At 63.9% G+C, this 18,757-nt stretch carries 15 protein-coding genes and 1 pseudogene; 4 read left to right on the top strand and 12 right to left on the bottom strand.

The features are described from left to right. Window positions 1-27: 27 nt before the first annotated feature. The 9 genes and pseudogenes from PZL22_RS04380 to PZL22_RS04340 form a co-directional block, all read right to left on the bottom strand. Window positions 28-1,830, bottom strand: coding sequence for an NAD(P)/FAD-dependent oxidoreductase (locus tag PZL22_RS04380; protein WP_284718180.1), 1,803 nt, complete (start codon window positions 1,828-1,830; stop codon window positions 28-30). Window positions 1,831-2,045: 215 nt separating this feature from the next. Then, window positions 2,046-3,929: a sigma-54-dependent Fis family transcriptional regulator gene (locus tag PZL22_RS04375; protein WP_284718179.1), complete on the bottom strand. Its 1,884-nt coding sequence runs from the start codon at window positions 3,927-3,929 to the stop codon at window positions 2,046-2,048. A gap of 87 nt (window positions 3,930-4,016) precedes the next feature. Further along, entirely contained in the window at window positions 4,017-5,264 is a 1,248-nt protein-coding gene (gene lhgO, locus PZL22_RS04370) for an L-2-hydroxyglutarate dehydrogenase (RefSeq protein ID WP_003532167.1), read from the bottom strand. A 91-nt stretch (window positions 5,265-5,355) separates the two neighbouring features. Continuing rightward, window positions 5,356-6,342 (bottom strand): TIGR03885 family FMN-dependent LLM class oxidoreductase, encoded by a 987-nt coding sequence (locus tag PZL22_RS04365; protein WP_003532165.1) that lies wholly within the window; start codon window positions 6,340-6,342, stop codon window positions 5,356-5,358. Between the two features lies 1 nt (window position 6,343). Beyond that, window positions 6,344-7,978: an alpha-amylase family protein gene (locus tag PZL22_RS04360; protein WP_284718178.1), complete on the bottom strand. Its 1,635-nt coding sequence runs from the start codon at window positions 7,976-7,978 to the stop codon at window positions 6,344-6,346. Then, window positions 7,975-8,370, bottom strand: coding sequence for a sensory rhodopsin transducer (locus tag PZL22_RS04355; protein ID WP_284718177.1), 396 nt, complete (start codon window positions 8,368-8,370; stop codon window positions 7,975-7,977). The genes PZL22_RS04360 and PZL22_RS04355 overlap by 4 nt, the downstream gene beginning before the upstream one ends. 121 nt (window positions 8,371-8,491) lie before the next feature. Beyond that, window positions 8,492-9,721: a D-arabinono-1,4-lactone oxidase gene (locus PZL22_RS04350; protein WP_284718176.1), complete on the bottom strand. Its 1,230-nt coding sequence runs from the start codon at window positions 9,719-9,721 to the stop codon at window positions 8,492-8,494. A gap of 1 nt (window position 9,722) precedes the next feature. Then, a complete protein-coding gene (locus PZL22_RS04345) occupies window positions 9,723-10,115 on the bottom strand; it encodes a sensory rhodopsin transducer (protein WP_284718175.1) in 393 nt (130 codons plus the stop codon). Between the two features lie 76 nt (window positions 10,116-10,191). Beyond that, window positions 10,192-12,010: pseudogene (locus tag PZL22_RS04340) on the bottom strand (thiamine pyrophosphate-binding protein). A gap of 144 nt (window positions 12,011-12,154) precedes the next feature. On the opposite strand from PZL22_RS04340, the gene PZL22_RS04335 reads away from it, so the two are divergent. Beyond that, window positions 12,155-13,807, top strand: a complete 1,653-nt coding sequence (locus PZL22_RS04335) for a phospholipase D-like domain-containing protein (RefSeq protein ID WP_003532152.1) — start codon at window positions 12,155-12,157, stop codon at window positions 13,805-13,807. On the opposite strand, the gene PZL22_RS04330 is transcribed toward PZL22_RS04335, so the two are convergent. Further along, complete coding sequence (locus PZL22_RS04330; protein ID WP_284718174.1) at window positions 13,702-14,643, bottom strand: putative bifunctional lysylphosphatidylglycerol flippase/synthetase; 942 nt, start codon at window positions 14,641-14,643, stop codon at window positions 13,702-13,704. The genes PZL22_RS04335 and PZL22_RS04330 overlap by 106 nt on opposite strands. A gap of 10 nt (window positions 14,644-14,653) precedes the next feature. Here PZL22_RS04330 and PZL22_RS04325 point away from each other — a divergent pair, with 10 nt between their 5' ends. After that, window positions 14,654-15,451 carry an endonuclease/exonuclease/phosphatase family protein gene (locus PZL22_RS04325; protein ID WP_033048932.1) on the top strand — a complete coding sequence of 266 codons (798 nt, stop codon included), beginning with the start codon at window positions 14,654-14,656 and terminating at the stop codon, window positions 15,449-15,451. A gap of 73 nt (window positions 15,452-15,524) precedes the next feature. Here PZL22_RS04325 and PZL22_RS04320 read toward each other — a convergent pair whose 3' ends face one another. Then, complete coding sequence (locus tag PZL22_RS04320) at window positions 15,525-16,031, bottom strand: ferritin-like domain-containing protein (RefSeq protein ID WP_003532145.1); 507 nt, start codon at window positions 16,029-16,031, stop codon at window positions 15,525-15,527. Window positions 16,032-16,206: 175 nt separating this feature from the next. On the opposite strand from PZL22_RS04320, the gene PZL22_RS04315 reads away from it, so the two are divergent. Together PZL22_RS04315 and PZL22_RS04310 are read left to right on the top strand one after the other, a co-directional pair. Beyond that, window positions 16,207-16,338 (top strand): hypothetical protein, encoded by a 132-nt coding sequence (locus tag PZL22_RS04315; RefSeq protein ID WP_014527637.1) that lies wholly within the window; start codon window positions 16,207-16,209, stop codon window positions 16,336-16,338. Between the two features lie 3 nt (window positions 16,339-16,341). Further along, entirely contained in the window at window positions 16,342-16,665 is a 324-nt protein-coding gene (locus PZL22_RS04310) for a hypothetical protein (protein WP_003532141.1), read from the top strand. Window positions 16,666-16,683: 18 nt separating this feature from the next. Here the strand turns inward: PZL22_RS04310 and PZL22_RS04305 are convergent, their stop codons facing one another. After that, a complete protein-coding gene (locus PZL22_RS04305) occupies window positions 16,684-18,654 on the bottom strand; it encodes a protein-L-isoaspartate(D-aspartate) O-methyltransferase (RefSeq protein ID WP_284718173.1) in 1,971 nt (656 codons plus the stop codon). Between the last annotated feature and the right edge of the window lie 103 nt (window positions 18,655-18,757).

The raw sequence follows: 18,757 nt of genomic DNA, 5'->3' as shown, positions 1-18,757 counted from the left end.
GGACTTCTCCGGCTGGAATCTTGCCGATCAGGAAAGGTGGTGGCGTTCCTGGAGGCCATAGACGGGCGTCGATATGCCTTCGCAGCGCGCTTTCAACTGCAGCGAAAGATATTGGGAATAGTGCCGCGACTGATGCAGGTTGCCGCCGTGGAACCAGAGCGCCTCCTGCTGCGTCGGCTTCCACATGTTGCGCTGCTCGCCCTCCCATGGACCCGGGTCTTTCGGCGTATCGGAGCCGAGGCCCCAGACCTTGCCGACCTTGTCGGCGACCTCCTTCGAGATGAGGTCGGCCGCCCAGCCGTTCATCGAACCGTAGCCTGTGGCGTAGACGACGAGATCGGCCGGAAGCGCCGTGCCGTCCTTCAGCACCACGGCATCCTCGGTCAGGTGGCTGACGTGGGAGCCGGATTTCAGCTTGATGCTGCCATCGATGACGAGGTCGCAGGCGCCTACGTCGATATAGTAGCCGGAGCCGCGGCGCAGATATTTCATGAATAGGCCGGAGCCGTCGGCGCCCCAGTCGAGCATGAAGCCCGCCTTTTCGAGATCGGCGTAGAACTTGGCGTCCCGCTCGCGCATCTTCTCGTACAGCGGGATCTGGAACTCGTGCATGATTCGGTAGGGGAGCGAGGCGAAGATCAGGTCGGCCTTGCGCGTCGTCACGCCGGCGGCAAGCGCCCGCTCGGAATAAAGATCGCCGAGCCCGATCTCCATCAGCGTGTCCGATCGGACGATGTGCGTCGACGATCGCTGCACCATGGTCACATCCGCGCCGCCTTCCCAAAGTGCGGCGCAGATATCATGCGCGGAATTGTTGGAGCCGATGACGACCACCTTCTTGCCGCGATAGGCGTCGGGACCGGGATGCTGCGAAGAATGCTGCTGCTCGCCCTTGAAGATGTCCTGGCCTTCGAGCTTCGGCACGTTCGGCTTGCCCGACATGCCGGTTGCGAGAACGAGCTGTTTCGGCCTGAGGACGACCTCCTCGCCGTTCCGTTCGACGATCACCGTCCATTCCTCGGTCGCCTCGTCGTATCGCGCCGACTTGCACGTTGTGGAGCTCCAATAATTGAGTTCCATCACCCTGGTATACATCTCCAGCCAGTCGCCGATCTTGTCCTTCGGCGCAAAGACCGGCCAGTTTTCCGGGAAGGGGATATAGGGCAGATGGTCGTACCAGACCGGGTCGTGCAGGCAGAGCGATTTGTAGCGCTTGCGCCAGCTGTCGCCGGGGCGTTCGTTCTTCTCGATGATGATCGTCGGCACGCCGAGCTGCCGCAAGCGCGCGCCGAGCGCGATCCCGCCTTGGCCGCCGCCGATGATGACGGCATAGGGCTGCGTCGTGTAGCCGAGTTCGGCTGCTTCCGCTTCGCGCTTTTCCTTCCAGGTCTTACGGTCCGGGTCATGACCGTGTTCGGCGCCGAGCGGCCGCCTGAGCCCCTTCGGTTCCTCATGTCCCTTGAGCTCCGTCATCGTCGTCAGAAGCGTCCAGATCAGCCCGTTCCTGAGACGGATATGGCCGTGGCCACGCGCCACCTCCGTCTCGAACTCGAACCAACCTTCGGTAACGCCGTCGCCGGCGCTCGCCGGTTCCTTCTCGTCCTGGCGCAGCCGCGCCGGCTTGATCGCAGCGAGTTGCGTCGTCAGCATGTCGCGGATCTGATCCTGCCCCTCCATCGTCTTGAGATTCCAGGTGAAGGCGACGAGGTCGCGCCAATAGCAGTCGGCCTGAAACAGATTGACGGCCGCATCGATGTCGCCCTGTTCAAGGGCCTTTCCGAGTTTGGCGAGCACGGTATCGACGCGGGTGCCGGGACTTTCTTCAAGCATGGGTATCCTCCTCTTCGCTTGGATGGCACACGGGCGGCTCCTCAACCGCCCGCAGACGCTAGTCGTCGAACCACCTTCTGCAATGACCGTGCCAGGGCAGAAAACCGAGTGTTTTCAAGAGGCAGAGAACGTGGAGGTGTCGCATGATGCGACGCGGCTGCAACATGTGTGGCGCCGCGCCTGTTGCACGGCCGCCTGCCGCGACGGATTGCGCCTCAATGGCGGTGCGGTTTGAGGCGGTAGCGCTTGATCTGCCGGTGCACCGTCGAGCGATCGAGCCCCAGCCGGCGGGCAGCCTCGGAAATGTTCCAGTCGCAAGCGGCGAGCGTCAGGCTCAAGGTCGCGCTCGCCTCGTTTCCGCCGACAGTGTCCGCATTCGCCAGGAGGTGGTCCGGCAGGTCGCCGAGCTCCACGACGCCGTTCTCGGCAAGTGCCGCGGCGACCGCGATGACGTTGTCGAGCTCGCGGATGTTTCCCGGCCAATCGTGGGCCTTGAGGGCAGAAAGCGCGGCCGGAGACAATATCAATTCGCCATCGCCGTGCCGCTTCAGGAGTTGCTCCAGAACCCAGTCGAAGTCCGGCCGGTCCCGGAGCGCCGGAAGGGTGAGCGTCGCGGCATTGAGCCGGTAATAGAGGTCCTCGCGGAACGCCCCTTTCGCGACGAGCGTCTGCAGCGGCCGGTGCGATGCCGAAACGACCCGGATCCGAACCTTCCGCGGCGCCGTTCCGCCGACCGGCAGCACCTCGCCTTCGGCAAGCACGCGCAACAGCCGGCTTTGCAAGGCAAGCGGCATGTCGCCGATTTCGTCGAGGAAGAGCGTTCCGCCGTCCGCTCGCTCGATCAGGCCCTTGCGGCCCTTTGCCGAAGCACCGGTGAAAGCTCCCGGCAAGTAGCCGAAAAGCTCGCTTTCGATCAGCTGCTCCGGGATTGCCGCACAATTGATGGCGACGAACGGGCCCTCGAGACCGCTGCCCTCGTGGATGGCCCGCGCGAGATGTTCCTTGCCCGTTCCGGTCTCGCCCTGAATGAGGATCGGCAATCGCGTCCGCGCAAGCTTTGCCGCCTTTGCCTGCAGCGCCGCGATCACGGGCGCGTCGCCGCCGAGCCGCCGCAAGGCCGGTGGAATTTGCGCGCGCGAAACGAGCGGTGCGCGGACCTTCGAGTGCGGCTCGATCGCATGGGCGAAGAGCGCGTTTCCGTCCCGCGCGAAGACGAGCCGCTCCCGGGTCGGGCGCCGGCGGGTAAGGTCAGAAAGATTGTCGACCTCGATGTCGAAGAAGCGCGACACCGGCTCGCCGATCAGTTGCTTCGGATCGCGCCAGTCGAGGCCTGTCGAACGCGCAAGGATTTTCGCTCCCGCATGCGTCATGCCGGCGATGCGGCCGAGACCGTCGATCGAGATCGCCGCCTCCGGATCGACGTCGAGGAATTCGGGTGAGCGCGAGAATCGCAGGACCCATTGATTACGCGCTTGCGCCATGAGATTGGCAAGCTCGATGCGCCTTACGGTCGCGCTCACCAGGTGCAGTGCCAGGTTCTGGCTCGCCTTGAGGATCGGCGAACTCAGAAGCGAGATGTCGAGCACGGCGGAGAGTTCGCCCTGGATGTCGTAGATCGGCGCGGCCGTGCAGGAGAGCGGCGTGTGGGTGTTGTCGAAGTGGTCGGTCTGGTGGATCGTCAGCGCCTCTCCCGTTTCCAGGCACGCGCCCACCGCACAGGTCCCGGCGCGCCACTCGGACCACTCCGAACCCAAATAGAGCCCCGCCTTGCGCAGGCTGTTGCCGAAGAGGGGATCGCCGAGGAACTCGACCGTCACGCCTTCGCGGTCGGAAAGCAGCAGCACGTAGTTCTGCCCCGCCACCTGGCGGAACAGGTTTTCGAGCCCCGAACGGGCGATGGCGATCAGATCCTCCGATTGCTGGCGGTGTTCCCTAAGCCGCGTTTCCGGAACGATATAGGCTTCACAACTCTGCGCCGGATCGAGCCGGTGATGCTCCAGGCAGCGCAGCCACGATTTCACGACCGTCTCGTCGCGGCGCACGGGAAGACCACGGCTGACGCGTTCGATTTCGCGGATGTGCTCGGAATGTGAAACCATCAACGCCTCCCAACGGACCGCGCTTGCTCCTCCGGCAGAGTGTGCGCATGGCGGGGGCGAAAGTAAAGGAAGCGGCGGCTCGATGCACTACCGATGAAGTTGCGCATGAGTCCCATGAAGCGATTGTGATCGTTCCGTCGCGGTAGGAGCCCCGTCGAGCAGGCGATCGACGATCATGCGGCCGATCGGAATTGCCGAGGTCGCAGCCGGCGACGGCGCGTTGCAGACGTGGAGCATCCTTTCGGTCTGTTTGAAGAGGAAGTCGTGGACGAGGCTGCCGTCGGCCATGACCGCCTGCGCCCGGATGCCGGCCTGCGGGACTGCGAGGTCGTCGATCGTGAGCGACGGGCAGTATTTCCGGCACTCCCGCAGATAGCGGAACCGCGATGCCGAATTGGCGAATTCCGTGATCGCCGAACGCCAGTTCTTCGCCGCCATTTTCCAGAAGCCGGGAAACGCCGCCATGTTCGCCACATCGGCCGCTTTGAAGCTGCCCTTCGGGTAGCCCTCGCGGGCAAAGCCCAGCACCGCATTGGGGCCGACGGTCATGCCTCCGTCGATCGTCCGGGTCAGGTGAATTCCGAGGAAAGGCAGGTCCGGGTCGGGAATGGGGTAGATGAGGCGCCTGGTCATACCGGCCTTCGATGCCGGCAACACGTAATATTCGCCCCGGAACGGAACGATGCGGTGGTCGATGCTGAGGCCGGCCATGAGCGCGATGCGGTCGGACTGCAGGCCGGTGCAGGCGATCAGCCTGCGCGCTTCGATGCGGCCGGATGCACTTGCGATCCGCACGCCGCCGTCCTCTTCGGCAATGGCAGTGGCCTCGACCCCGCGCCGGATTTCGCCGCCCCGGGCTTCGATGCGCTCGGCCATCGCCAGGCAAACGGCCGAATAATCGACGATCCCCGTCGCATGGACGAGAAGCGCACCGAGGCCGGCGATGTTAGGCTCGTCCGATCGCAGTTGCGACTTCGACAGGCGAGTGTATTCGATCCCATTCTGCTGCGCTCTTTCTTCCAGGCTCTCCATGCGCTCGATCTCGGCATCGTTCGTCGCGACCAGCAATTTGCCGCAGGTTTCGAACGATATGCCGTTCCCGGTGCAGAATTCTTTCGTGGCCTCCGCTCCCTCGCGGCACAGCTTCGCTTTCAGGGATCCCGGTGCATAGTAAATCCCGGCGTGGATCACACCGCTGTTGTGGCCCGTCTGATGCCGCGCAAGCTCCCGCTCCTTATCCAGAAGCACGATCCTGGCGCCGCCCATCCTTTCCTGCAGCGCCATAGCGGTCGCAAGACCGACGATGCCGCCTCCGATGATGCAATAGTCGTACAAACCGCACCCTCCCGCCCGATCCTGCCGGCATTGGGGGAACATAATGCATCAGACGTCAAGGTGGAAAACCGGCGAGACTGCTGTCGTCAACTTACTCGGTTGCCGGTCGGGAAGCGCGCACGCGCGGCAGCACCGTGCGCCCGAAGACGTCGATGAATTCGAGCTGATTGCGCCCGACATTGTGGAGGTAGATCTCGTCGAAGCCTGCCGCGATATCCTCTTCGATCCAGGCGAGGTGCCGCCCCGGATCGGAAGAAATGCGGACATAGGCGTCGAGGTCCTCCGGGCGGACACCGCTCGTCGCGGTTTCTATGTCGCCCGGCGTCCTCAGGGTTTCCGACTGAAAGGCGCTGAGCGCATTGCTCCGCCACTGGTCGAAGGCGTTCCGCCGCGCCTCCTCGTCGCTTCGGGCATAGGACACATGGACCTGAAGACAGAGCGGCTTGCCGTCGCCGCCGCCGCGCTTGAAGGCCTGGGCGATCGCCGCGAGCTTTTCCGGCGACTGATTGACGGTGATGAGGCCGTCGGCCCATTCGCCGGCACCTTCCGCCGTTTCGGGCGTCAAAGCCGCTGCGATCAGCGCAGGCGAAGTTTCGGGAAGCGTATAAAGCCGGGCCTCGGAGACGGCAATGGGCGCGTCCCTCGTCACCGTCCGGCCGGCAAAAAGCTCGCGGATGACGTCGACCGCCTCGCGCAGCCTGGCGTTTCGTTCCGCCTTTCCGGGCCAGGCCCCGCCGACGACGTGTTCGTTCAGTGCCTCGCCCGTGCCGAGCGCAAGCCAGGCAAGGCGCCGCGGAAACATCTGGGCAAGGGTTGCGGCGGCCTGGGCCGTTATCACCGGGTGATAGCGCCAGCCGCAAGGAACCGTGACGAGGCCGAAGCTCCGCTCGGTTGCCTGGAGGGCGGCACCCAGCCAGGCCCAGGCAAAGCCGCTTTGCCCCTGGCGTTCGCTCCAGGGCGCCAGATGGTCGGAGGACATGGTGCAATCGAACCCGGCCTCTTCCGCCGCCCGCGCCCAGTTCAACAGGTCGAGCGGGGTGAACTGCTCGTGCGATGCGTGATAGCCGATGCTCGCCATCTCAATCCTTCTTTCCCGAATGAAGCCAGACGTAGCCGAACGGACCGAGCCCTATCGCCAGACGCTGCCCGGAAAGCTCGACCTCACGCTCGCCGAGAATATCATTGAGCCTGGCGTCGATTGCGCCGGGCAGTTCGAGCTCCGCCCGCCGCTTGCCGTCCGAAAGATTGTGCAGCACCACGAATAGTTCGGTGCCGTCGGAATAGGCCAGCGCGAACAGTGCCGGGTCTCCGGTGTGCAGCATGACCGGGCGTCCCCTGTTGAAGAGCTCGTGCCGGCGCCGCGCCAGGATCATCGCCCGCACGCGGTTCAGAAGCGACCCCGGGTCCTCACGCTGAGCTTCGACATTGACCCGCTTGAAGGAGAATGGGCCGTCTGTCACCGGCGGCTGGACGAGTTTGGCGCGCTGGGCGGTGGAGAAGCCGGCATTGGTACCCGCATTCCACTGCATGGGCACGCGGACCGGCTCCCGGCCCGGTCGGGAAAGGTCCTCGCCAAGGCCGATCTCGTCGCCGTAGAGAATGAGCGGCACGCCCGGGGAAGACAGAAGCAGACTGAAGGCGAGTTCTATTCTCGCCCGGTTTCCGCCCAGCATCGGCGCAAGGCGGCGCCTGATGCCGCGTCCGTAGATCCGCATCTCCTCATCCGGGGCGAAGGCTGCAAAGGTTTCCTCTCGAATGTCTTCCGGCAGGCGATCGAGGTTGAGTTCGTCGAGATTGCGAAGGAAGTTCGCCCAGCCGCGATGGGGAGGCGGCTCCGGCATGATCGAAAGCGCCTGGCCGATGGGGTCGGCCTTCTGCCCCGCGAGGCTCGCGGCGAAAGCCGCACACAACACGAAATTGAACAGAAGGTCGAGCTTTCCGTCGCCGAAATAGGACCGCAGCTTTTCCGGCGCCAGGTCCGCTTCGCCGAGCAGAAGGCCGGACTGGCGCCTCCCGTCGACCAGCTTGCGCATTTCCCTGAGAAAGCCCTGGGGGTCCCGGGGGTCCGCGTGCTCTATGCCGGTTTCGCCGATTACGAATGGCGCGGCATCCACCCGGAATCCGTCGACGCCCAATGTCAGCCAATAGTCGACCACACGGAGCAATTCGTCTCGCACCGCCGGATTGGCGATGTTCAGGTCCGGCTGGAAATGGCGGAACTTGTGGAAGTAATAGGCCTGGGCGAGATCGTCATAGGTCCAGACGCTGCTTTCCTCGCCGGGAAACGCCGTCTTGTTGTCCGGAGCGACCGGCGGCGGGCTTTCCGACCAGACGTAATAGTCGCGGAAGCGGCACCTCGGGTCGCGCCGCGCCGCCTGGAACCACGGATGCTCACTGGATGTGTGGTTGGCGACGAGATCGACGACGACGCGAATGCCCTGTTCGCCGGCGGCGTGCAGAAAATCCAGGAAGTCGTCCAGCGTTCCGAGAACTGGATCGATGGAATAATAGTCGCTGACGTCGTAGCCGTTATCGGCAAAGGGGGACCTGAAGAAGGGCGAGAGCCAGACACAGTCGATGCCCAGATAGTGCAGATAAGACACGCGCTCCTTGAGACCTATGAAGTCGCCGATCCCGTCGCCATTTCCGTCCGAAAATCTGCGCACGTCGATTCCATAGATGACCGAGCTCGAGAACCACGGCGCCTCTTTCATCGTCCGCTCCCTTGAAGGTTCCGCTCCGCATAGGCCGCGGTCGCCACCGCGCTGCGCGATGCTGTGCCGCTGTCGAGGCGGGTAAATTGCACGACCACGGGAATATCCGCGTAGATGACTGCGCCGAAATCCTCGTCCAGCGACAGCGCCTCGGGAAAGATCAGGTCGTTGAAGCGGATGCGGCGGACCCGCCTCGCGGCGACCTCCACCTCATAAGGTCCGACAGCCGGACGATCCGCATAATGGATATGAATGCGCAGCCTGGCCGGGCTGTCGCAACAGTTGAGCACCGCGATCTCGTCGCGGCTCGTGAATTCGGGTTCCGGACCGTTGCTTTCAAGGGGAATGCGCCCCCCGGCTATCGTCCATCGCCTCTTGCCGATCGCCTGCATGCGCCCTCCTAGGCCACGATGTTTTTAGGTCGGGTCGACCTAAAAACATGAACGTGATCGATTCCAAAAAATTAGAGCGGGATGCGGGCGGAAAACCGCGCACACTTTTCCTCATCCCGCTCTAGCACCCGAAAAGCCCGCGCAGATACCGCGTGAGAAACCGTCCGCCCGGATCCATTTCCTGTCGGAGCGCGAGAAAACGATCCCACATCGGGTAAAGGGGTCTGAGCTCGGCTGCGCGAAGGCTGTGCTTCTTCGCCCAATGCGGCCGCCCGCCGTGATCGCGCATGATCCGTTCGAGGTCGAGAAAGAAGTCCCAATAGGGGAGCGTCGCATTTTGATGAAGCGATATGCTCACGGAATTCCGCCCATACGCCTCGCTGAGCCAGCTGTCGTCGGCCTTGATGTAGCGAAAAAGCAGACGCCAGCCGACGGAGCGGCGCCATCTTTCCTTGATCCGCGCGCGCAGCTTTCCGAGGCATTCCGGCCCCGCTTCGGCGGGCATGGAATATTCCATCTCCTCGAAACGATGCGGAAGGTCGCTGTGCTGGGGAATGACCTCGTGCGGCGGGCCGGTTTCGTCCTTTGCCAGCCGTGCGAAGGCGCCGTAATCCTTCTCCTCGCCGGGCGGGTTGAGGCAACGGATCTTCACCTCGTCGGAGCGGGGGTACCAGTAGAAATCGAAGTTCCGGTTTTCGCGGGAGAGCTTATCGAGCACCTCCATGCAGGACTCGAAGGCAAGGCACCATTCCTGGCGGTGCAGATCGTGCAACGGCTCGAGCTTCAGAGTGGTCCAGGTGAGAATGCCGAGTGTCCCGAAGGAGACGCGCAGGGCCTGCACGAAGTCCGGCTCCTCTTCCACGTCGAACGTCCTTATCTCACCCCCGGCGGTGACCAGGCGGCCGCCCACGAGCATCATCGACAAGTTGGGGAAATCCCGTCCGGACCCATGCGTTCCGGTTCCGATCGCACCGCCGACGGTCTGGGTGGCCACGTCGCCGAAGTTGGAGAGCGTCATGCCGGCTGCCTGCAGCTCCTTGCTGAGTTCGGTCAGCTGCGAGCCGGCGCCGACCGTGGCGCGGTGGTGTTGCGCATCATGCTCGCGTAAGCCGCAGATGTGGGCCATCGAGACCAGGATGTCGTCGGTCACGTAAATCTCGCTCGACGAATGCGCCGAGCCGACCGGCCGTATGCTGCGGCCCTGCCGCGCGGCTGCGCGCACGAGCGCCACCACGGTTTCCTCGTCCTCCGGCACCTCCAGACGCGACGGACGAAAGCGCAGGCCGCCCGACCAGTTGTGAAAATCCTGACCGAGGTTCTGAGAGGTAGCACTCCACGGTGTGTTCGGCATGCTACTCCTGGCAATAGGCGATTGTGCTCAAGAGAGCGTGGGGCGGTTGCCGGGAATCGAGCCGCGTCTGCTGCACGACGATCGGCGTGTCGGATTCGATCAGCGAGGCATAGGGCGTATCCCGCGGCACGCGCTCCGGATCGTCGAGATCGTTGAAACGCAGGTGGGCCGTCCGGCGGGCCGCAACGGTAAGACGGTACGGGCCTGCGGGCTCCCGGTCGGAAAAGAACAGCGTGATCTCCACCTTGGCCGGCGTGTCACCGGTATTCAGGATGCAGGCGCTGTCATGGGAGACGAGCGCTGGGGAGACGAGCGCGGGATCGTAGCTCGCGCTCGAAGAAGGGATGTAGCCGTCGGCGATTGCCCATCGCCTGCTGCCTATAGCATGCGTCATTCTCGGGTCCTCGAAGCCCATACTTCCGGTTCGAACCGAAGAAGGCATGCTTTGTTCCCGTCGGCGGGAATGCGCTCTACGGAATTCCCGGCAATTCGCCGGTGTTCTCGTCCGGCGCCGCCTCATGCGGCGGCTGCGGCTCCTCGTCGGTTACCTTCCTGCCGACGGAGGAATTCCTGAGGTTTTCCTCGATCTTCTCGTGCCCCGGCGTTTCCGGAAGCGCGGCGCGGAAGTTCCGGGCGTAGTCCGCCGGCATTTTCGGCGGCATCAGCGGCTCGTAGCGGTCGACCAGCGCCTGGATGACCACCGGCCCATCCACGGCGAAGGCCTGATCCATGATCCCGTCCAGTTCGCCGAAGGACCGGACGGTGAAGCCCCGGCCGCCCATGGCCTCCGCCGCCGCGGCGAAATCGATCGGCGGCAATTCGCAGGCGAGTTGCGGATTGCCGAGAAACATCATCTGCTCCCAGGCGATCTGGTTCAGCATGTCGTTTCGGATCACCAGGAGCTTCAAAGGAATCCGGTACCCGACGGCTGTCGCAAATTCGCCGAGCTGCATCGCGAAGCCGCCGTCGCCGACGACCGCATAGACCGGGCGGTCCGGCATCGCGATACCCGCCGCGATAGCATAGGGCAGGCCCGAAGCCATCGAGGCGAGGGCGCCGGAGACCGCGAACATGTGGTCCGCACCGAGATCGACATGACGGGCCGCAAGCTCGGTGTTCTGTCCGGAATCGGTGACGACGATACCGTTCTTCGCGATGCGCCGGCCGAAAGCCGCGACCGCCGCCTGCGGTTTCAAGGGAGAACTCCTGTCGCCTTCCATCGCCCGCAGTTCCCGGCGCCAGTTTCGCGTCTGCTCTTGCGCCCGCTCGAGGAACGACCTGTCCTGCTTGCGTTTGAGCCGCTTGTTGAGCATGCGGAGGGTCTCGCCTGCCTCGCCGACCAGCCCGACCTCGACGGGGTAGCGCAGACCGATGCGCTGCGGGTCACGGTCGATCTGGATTCCGGCTGCCGTGTTCGGCCTGGGGATAATATTCGATATAGGGGAAGGTCGAGCCGACGATGAGCAGCGTGTCGCATTGCTGCATGATCTCCTGCGACGGCGCGGTGCCGAGTATGCCGATGCCGCCGGTGGTCAGCGGATCATCGTCGGGCAGCACCGCCTTGCCGAGAAGAGCCTTTGCCACCGGCGCGCCCAGCAGTTCCGCCGTCTCGCGCAGAGCCTCCTTCGCCTCGAGTGCGCCGCGCCCCGCAAGAATTGCCACCTTCCTGCCCGCATTCAGGAGATCCGCCGCTCTCGAAAGATCGCTTTCTAGCGGCACGGGCTGGCCGGCGAAATACCGGCTCGGCATGTGCCCCGGCCGGTTGCGGCGGGACCGCCCGCCATCAGCCATCCGCTCCTGCACGTCGTTGGCGATCGAAAGATGCGCCACGCCGCGCTTGGAAAGCGCCGACCGGCAGGCAAGGTTCGCGAGGTTTTCCATGTGGGCTGCGTCGTTCACCTGCGCGTTGTAGACGGCGACGTTTTCGAAGACGCGGGTGAGATCGACGTCCTGCTGGGAGAATGTCTCGATCAGGTCATGATACTGCATGCCGGTGATCGCGAGCACCGGCATCTGGTCCAGCTTCGCATCGTAGAGGCCGGTCAGCAGATTTGTGCCGCCCGGGCCCGATGTGGCGAGGCAGACGCCGAGTCTGCCGGTGAATTTGGCATAGGCGCATGCCATGAAGGCGGCCGATTGCTCGTGGCGCACGGAAACGAACCGGATGCGATCCTGCCGCCTCCTGAGCGCCTCCATGATGCCGTTGATGCCGTCTCCGGGCAGGCCGAAGACGACGTCGACCTTCCATTCGATAAGCGTGTCGATGAGGATGTCGGAAGCGTTCGGCATATTTGCCCCTCCTCCGGTCAGCGTAAGGGTGATTGGCAGGTTCGCTTGAAGGCTCGGAACCTTCTAATCTCGTCCTGCCGGGAAATGTTCCGCCATGGCAAAGCTCCGCCGACCTGATCGCCGCGAAGGCTTTGTTCGGCAACAATGCTGCTCCTGGAACAAATCACGGTTGAAAGGGATTCATTTCCAGTCGCCACGTACGGGATAGGAAGCTTGGACTGGAAAAGCGCGTTCACCGGAAATCCGGCCGGCCGATGGCGTCGGACAAGCCGGCCGATAATCAAGGAGGCGGAGAATGTCTGGCGCAGCGCGCCCGCACGGCATCTGTCCTTCCTGGTGGACGCAGCCGCCTATTATGCTTGTCTCGACAGTACGTTCGATCAGGCGGAAGAGCAGATCTGGATCACCGGATGGGACTTCGATCCGCGCATCAAGCTCAGACCGGACGACCCCCACGCGGAATCGCTCGGCAGCAGGCTCGAGCGCCTCGCTGCGCAAAAGCCGAAACTGAAGATCCGCATTCTCGTCTGGGCGATGGGACCGATCTACTCGGGAAAGTCGCTCAGGCTCTTTCGCAGGCAGCAATGGGCGGCCCATCCGCAGATCGAACTTCGCTTCGCGAGCCACCGGGCGTTGCGCGGATCGCATCACCAGAAGCTCGTCTGCATCGACGACAGCATCGCCTTTGCCGGGGGCATCGACCTGACGGCGCGCCGCTGGGACACGCCGGAGCACGCGGCCGAGAACGAGTTGCGGCGCGATCCGGACGGAAAACCCTATGATCCGGTGCATGACATCCAGGTGGTGCTCGAAGGCGAGGCGAGCCGCGCCATCGGCGATCTCTGCAGATCCCGCTGGAAAGCCTCTACGGGCGAGGAAATCGAGGCGCCGCCCGCGAGGGCGCTTGCATGGCCGAACGGCACGGTGCCCGTGCTCGAGGATTGCCCGGTCGCAATCGCCCGCACGGAGCCGGGCTCCGGCAAAAGGCGCGGCCGGCAGGAGGCACTGCAGCTGACGCTCGATGCCTTGCGCAGTGCGCAAAGTCACATCTACATCGAAAACCAGTATTTCGCATCGGGAAGAATTGGGCAGTTGCTCTGCGACCGGCTGCAGGAGCCTGACGGCCCGGAAGTGGTGGTCATCACCACCCGCAGCTCGCATGGGCTTTTGGAACGCATCGTCATGGGAGGAAACCGCGACCGTCTCGTTCGGCGGCTCAAGCGGGCCGACCGCTACGGCAGGCTCAGGGTCGCCTACCCGGTCGTTCCCGCCGCCGACGGATCCGAGCAGGAGGTGATTATCCATTCCAAGGTGGTCGCGATCGACGATCGTTTTTTCCGCGTCGGCTCGTCGAACTTCAACCACCGCTCGGCAAGCCTCGACACCGAATGCGACGTCGCCGTAGAAGCCGCCAACGAAGGACAGCGCGCCGCCATTGCCAGAGTCCGCAACGGCCTGATCGCAGAACATCTCGACATTGAAGTGGACGCCGTTGAAAAGGCACTGAGGGAAACGAACTCGCTCGTCGCCGCCTTGGACAGGTTGAACACGCGCCGGCGCGGCATACGCGCCTTCGATGGAATCGATGACGACGGCGCGACCAGTCTCGTCTGGGGCACGGAGATCGTCGATCCGCAAAGGCCGATCCGACCCTTTTATCGCACGCACAAGCTCGTAAGGCGCTGGATCGGTCAGCTTTTCGCCTTGCTCACCAGGCTTTTTTCCTCATCCCGACGGGCGACGAACTCAGCGACCGAAAGCGAGATCAAGCCGAGCGGCAGCGGCAGGAAGAAATAGATCGCCCGAAAGGCGATCAGAGCGCCCAGGCTAGCCGAACTGCCAAGCAGAAATGCGATCGTCGCCTCGAGTACGCCGATTCCGCCGGGGACATGGCTGACGATGGCGGTCACGCCGGCCCCGACATAGGCCATGGCCGTGTCGATGAAACTCACCTCCTCGAAGGCGCTGAGCAGCTGATGCAACGCTGCGCTGACGCAGAGGAAGTTGGCGACTCCGACGACGACCTGCAAGGCGGCAATCCCCACCGAAGGCATTTCGAAAGTCCAGCGAAAGATGCGAACCGAGCCCCGCAGAAAATAAGCGAGCAGGACGTAACCGGCCGCGGCCGCTATGCAGGCAGTGCCGAGCAGGAAAGCGCCGGTCGTGGAAAATCCGGTAAGCCGCGCGGCACCCGAAGGCACGATCAGAAAACAAAGCCCGGCCAATGCGACAAGGCCGAGGCCGACGGTGACGCCGCAGAACAGAATGACCTTCGCCACCTCTTCGGCGCTCAACCCCCAGCGGGAGTAGAACCGGTAGCGGACGGCACCGCTGCTCAAGGCCGCGCCGCCGACATTGTGGCCGATCGAAAGGCTGGTGAAGGAGGCGATGGCGATTTGCGGATAGGCGAGCTTCCGCCCGACATAGCGGATAGCGAGGGTGTCGAAGAGGGTCAGGCAGAAATAGGAAAGAAAGACGAAACCAATGCCCACAACGAGATTCCGGGCCGGAATCCGCATGATCGAACCAGCGATTTCATGAAAGCTATGTTGGCTGAGGGTGCGATAGATCAACCAGCCCGCCACGCAGATACCGGCAGCGATGAACAGTCTCGCTAGAATTTTCCTGGACATCGGCCCTCCCTTGCGCACCCACCGGAACGAAAAGCAGGTGCTGCGTGTTCCGAAGGCGATGCGACAGCGGATACGTTTCCTCACCTACAACGTTCACAGCTGCTTCGGCACCGACCGCAGGCTCGATCCCGCGCGTATCGCCGCGGTCATCGCCGAATGCCAGCCCGACGTCATCGCATTGCAGGAAGTCGACGTCGGCCGCGCCCGCACCGGCGGAATAGACCAGGCCCATATGATCGCCACGCATCTCAACATGGAAGCCGAGTTCCATCCGGCTCTCCACCTGGAGGACGAGAAATACGGAGACGCCGTTCTGACGGCCTTGCCTATGCGGCTGATCAAGGCAGCACCCCTCCCCTCGTCCGGCGAGCCGCGGGGCGCGCTCTGGGTGGAGATCGACGTCGCCGCAGTCAAGCTTCAGGTGATCGTGACGCATCTCGGATTGCGCGGCGCCGAGCGCCTGCGCCAGGCGACCGCCCTTCTAGGCCCCGGCTGGCTCGGAGGAATGGCCCAGGGAGACGCTCACGTGGTCCTGGCAGGCGATCTCAACGCCACGGGGCGTTCGACCGCCTACAGGCTCCTGGCCCGACAGCTCAGCGACGCGCAACTGCTGACCGGCGCCAAGCCTCGGCCGACCTTTCCATCGCGATTGCCGCTGCTGCGCATCGATCACGTGCTGATCGGGAAAGGCATAGAAGTGGCTTCCTGCAGGGTGCACGGCAGCACCCTGGCGCGAAGCGCTTCGGATCATCTTCCGCTGCTTGCCGAACTGGACGTCGTGATGCGGGGCAAGCAGGAACCCTCGTGAGAACCACAGCGCCGCGCATCTTGTCGGAGGCGCGGCGCTTTCGGCGGGTCCCGCAGGTCCGGCTGAAGCCGCTTCAGTGCTTGGCCGTCACGTCCCGCTGGTCTCGCTCCAGGAATTTTCGCGTGATCTCACCGGCGTTCTGAGCCAACCACTCCGCCATCGCGATTTCCTGCTGCAGGATGCTCTCGCAGGCCCGCTTTGTCTCCTGATCGCCCGCCTGTTCGGCTGCGGCGATGAGAATCCTGTAGCTGGCGATTTCCATATGCTCGAATGTATAGCTGGCCAGCGTGCCCTTGACGACTTCGTCACTGACGAAGAGGCCGCTCAGGCCTTGCCCGAAGGCAACGATCTTGCCGCTGATATCCTTGATGCTCGAGGTTCCACCGTCGAGCCGTTCGAGGCAGCGCTCGAGCATGGCCGCCTGGTCCTTCGTCTCCTGCAGGTGGCGGTCGATCCTGGTCTTGAGTTCGGGATAGTTTTCCAGCCGGCTCGACTGGCTGGTGAGCATCGTGATCGCCTGCTCTTCCATCGCATGTGCATCCCTGAGCCAAGCCACAAGGTGTTCGTTCGCAGTAGCCATCGGATATTCCTTTCTTTTCGCGCGTCCTCCAACCGGCGGCTTCCCGAAATGTTCCTGCAGAACGGCGCGTGGTCGCGTCACCTGCGTGCTTCGGAACAATTCGACGCCTGGGTGATTGGAGACCGGAAAACCGCAGGTTTCGCGGTTCGGTCTCGACAATCGTCGGAAGGTTCACATGTCCAAGGTCCTGGCTGCAGCAGTGATCGTCGTCCTGGTGGTGATTGCGGCGCTCTGGATGATGTTTCCTCTCGACCAGTCGGCCGAATCGGGGCAACCGCCGCCGCATGCGATCGACCAGTCGGAGTAGCACATGCAGGAAGAGCTCAAGATATACCGTCTGTCGCCGCTCGCCGAGCCCGACGATCCGAACTGGCAGAATGCCAGCTACCAGGGCGAGGTCGTGGTGGCGGCAAGATCGAGCGGCGATGCCCGCATCGTCGCGAGCGAGGCGGAACTCGATTTCCTCGAGATCGACGCCAAGCCGGCGGAAGGGGTGACGACCGACATGGCCAGCGCATTTCGCAGCGAGAAGCTCTACACCGTGGTCGAGGAGGGGCCGGCCCCGGACGGCACGGAACGCGGCGTGCTGCGCGGCGAGGTGAGCGTCGACAACATCATCTCGACGCAGCTTTAACTCAAGGATTCACGAGCCTCACAGACCGAACGGGAACGTGTCCGGCACGCCCGCTTTTATGTGTTGCGCGCCGAGCGGTTCGACTGGCGTCGTCTGATCGAACCAGACGAAGGCGTCGAACTGCCGGGGCAGCGAAGCGTGGGCATAATGGCTGAAGCGCTCCGTGTCCGGCCGGTAGATCACCCCGATGAAGCGCTCGAGCATCGGCTTGAGGAGACCGTCGCGCAAACGCGCGTGGCGCGCGAAGTCGATGAGGCAGCGCCCTACCCCTGAGTCGTGCATCACGCGCTCGTAGCTTCCATCGAGCGACGGCCGGATCGGCTTCACCTCCATATCGCCGTCCCAATCGTTTGCGGCAGCCACATGGCCGCCATGCGTGCCGAAGCCGATCAGCGCTGCCTGATCGCCAAACCGCTCACGGCAGAGCTGACCGATGTTCAACTCCTCGCGGGCCGTGCCCATGTCGGTATGGCGGGCATCGCCGATATGGGAATTGTGCGCCCACACGACCGCTTTCGAGCGGGCGCCGCGTGCATTCAACAGATGCTCGAGCGTCTCGAACATGTGGGTGTCGCGCATGTTCCAGGAGTCGGCTCCGGCATAATACATGACGCGGTAATACCGCTCGGCCGAGGCGACGAGGCGCGCGTTCTGCACCGCATCGAGAAGCTCGTCGCCGCTGTCGCGCCCGGCTTCGAGCTGCCTCTCCAGGAGTTCGCGGCATTGCTTGGCGACGGCCTCTTCGCATTTGCGGAAGCCGGCGGTCATGGTCGCACGGCCATAGGTCGACGGCTCGTTCTGCCAGGGGGTCAGGCAACCGTAGCGCTCGCGGGCGACCGCGGCGGCCTCGGGGTCGGTCTCATCGAGATACCGGAGAACCGCGGAAATGGAGCCACGCATGTTATAGATGTCGAGGCCGTAAAAACCGGCCCGGTCGGAAAGGCTCCTGCGGCCGTTATGTTCGCGCATCCACTCGACGAAATCCATCACTTCGCGGTTGCGCCACATCCAGGTCGGGAACCGCTGGAACGGCGCGTCGAGACGCATGCCTTGAGTTCGATGTCGGACATAACGGTCGACTGCCGCCGCATCCGGCCAATCCGCCTCGACCGCCACGATCGTGAACCCGTGCTCCTCGATCAGGCGGCGCGTGATGGCTGCGCGGGCGCGGTAGAATTCCGACGTGCCGTGGCTCGCCTCTCCGAGCAGCACGACCCGCCGCCCGGCAAAGCGATCGAAAAGCGGCCCGAATGCAGGATCGTCGAGATCGGGCAGCGGCTCGGCCGCCTCTGCAACCAACTCGGGCAAGGTGGGCGCCGGTCTGAGCCTTGCCCGAACCCGCTCCTCATGCCAGCCGTGTTCGCCGACGAGCGGCACGAATCTGACCCCGCCGAGGTCCTGCTCCTCGAATGTCGTGGCGTTGACCCGCGTGACCTTCATCAGGCGCTGCTCCTCAGGGGGGCCGACGGGTATGACGAGATGGCCGCCGAGGTCGAGCTGCTCCTTCAGCGCATACGGTATCTCGGGACCTCCGGCGGCGACCAGTATGGCGTCGAAGGGTCCTGCCTCGGGCCAGCCGGCCGTGCCGTCGCCGACACGCACATCGATATTCCCGTAACGGAGCTCGGCAAATCGTCGCTCGGCAACCTCGGCGAGGCCGGCATGGCGCTCGATCGTATAGACATATGCCGCGATCCGGCTGAGCACCGCCGCCGCATAACCGGATCCGGTCCCGATCTCGAGCACCGTATCGCCCGGCTGGACTTCGGCGCGTTCGATCATCAGCGCCACGATATAGGGCTGCGAGATGGTCTGGCCATGGCTGATCGAAAGGGCCGAATCCTCATAGGCGAATTCCTCGAAGCCGGGATCGACGAATGCCTCCCGCGGGACGACGCCCATCGCCTCCACGACATGTCTGTCCCTTATCCCCCGTCGCGAGAGATGCGACGTGATCATCCGTTCGCGGGCACGGGAAAAATCAATCATGGCGGAAGCCTTCCTTGCGTCTCGTCGCAACCGCCGCGCCAGATCGTTTCATTGTTTCGCCAAGGGGCGCAGTGATCTGGCTCCTTCGGCGGCCGGGTTGCTT

It is taken from the genome of Ensifer meliloti, from assembly GCF_030064585.1.
Classification (GTDB): domain Bacteria; phylum Pseudomonadota; class Alphaproteobacteria; order Rhizobiales; family Rhizobiaceae; genus Sinorhizobium; species Sinorhizobium meliloti.
This window is presented reverse-complemented; position numbering and strand designations above follow the sequence as displayed.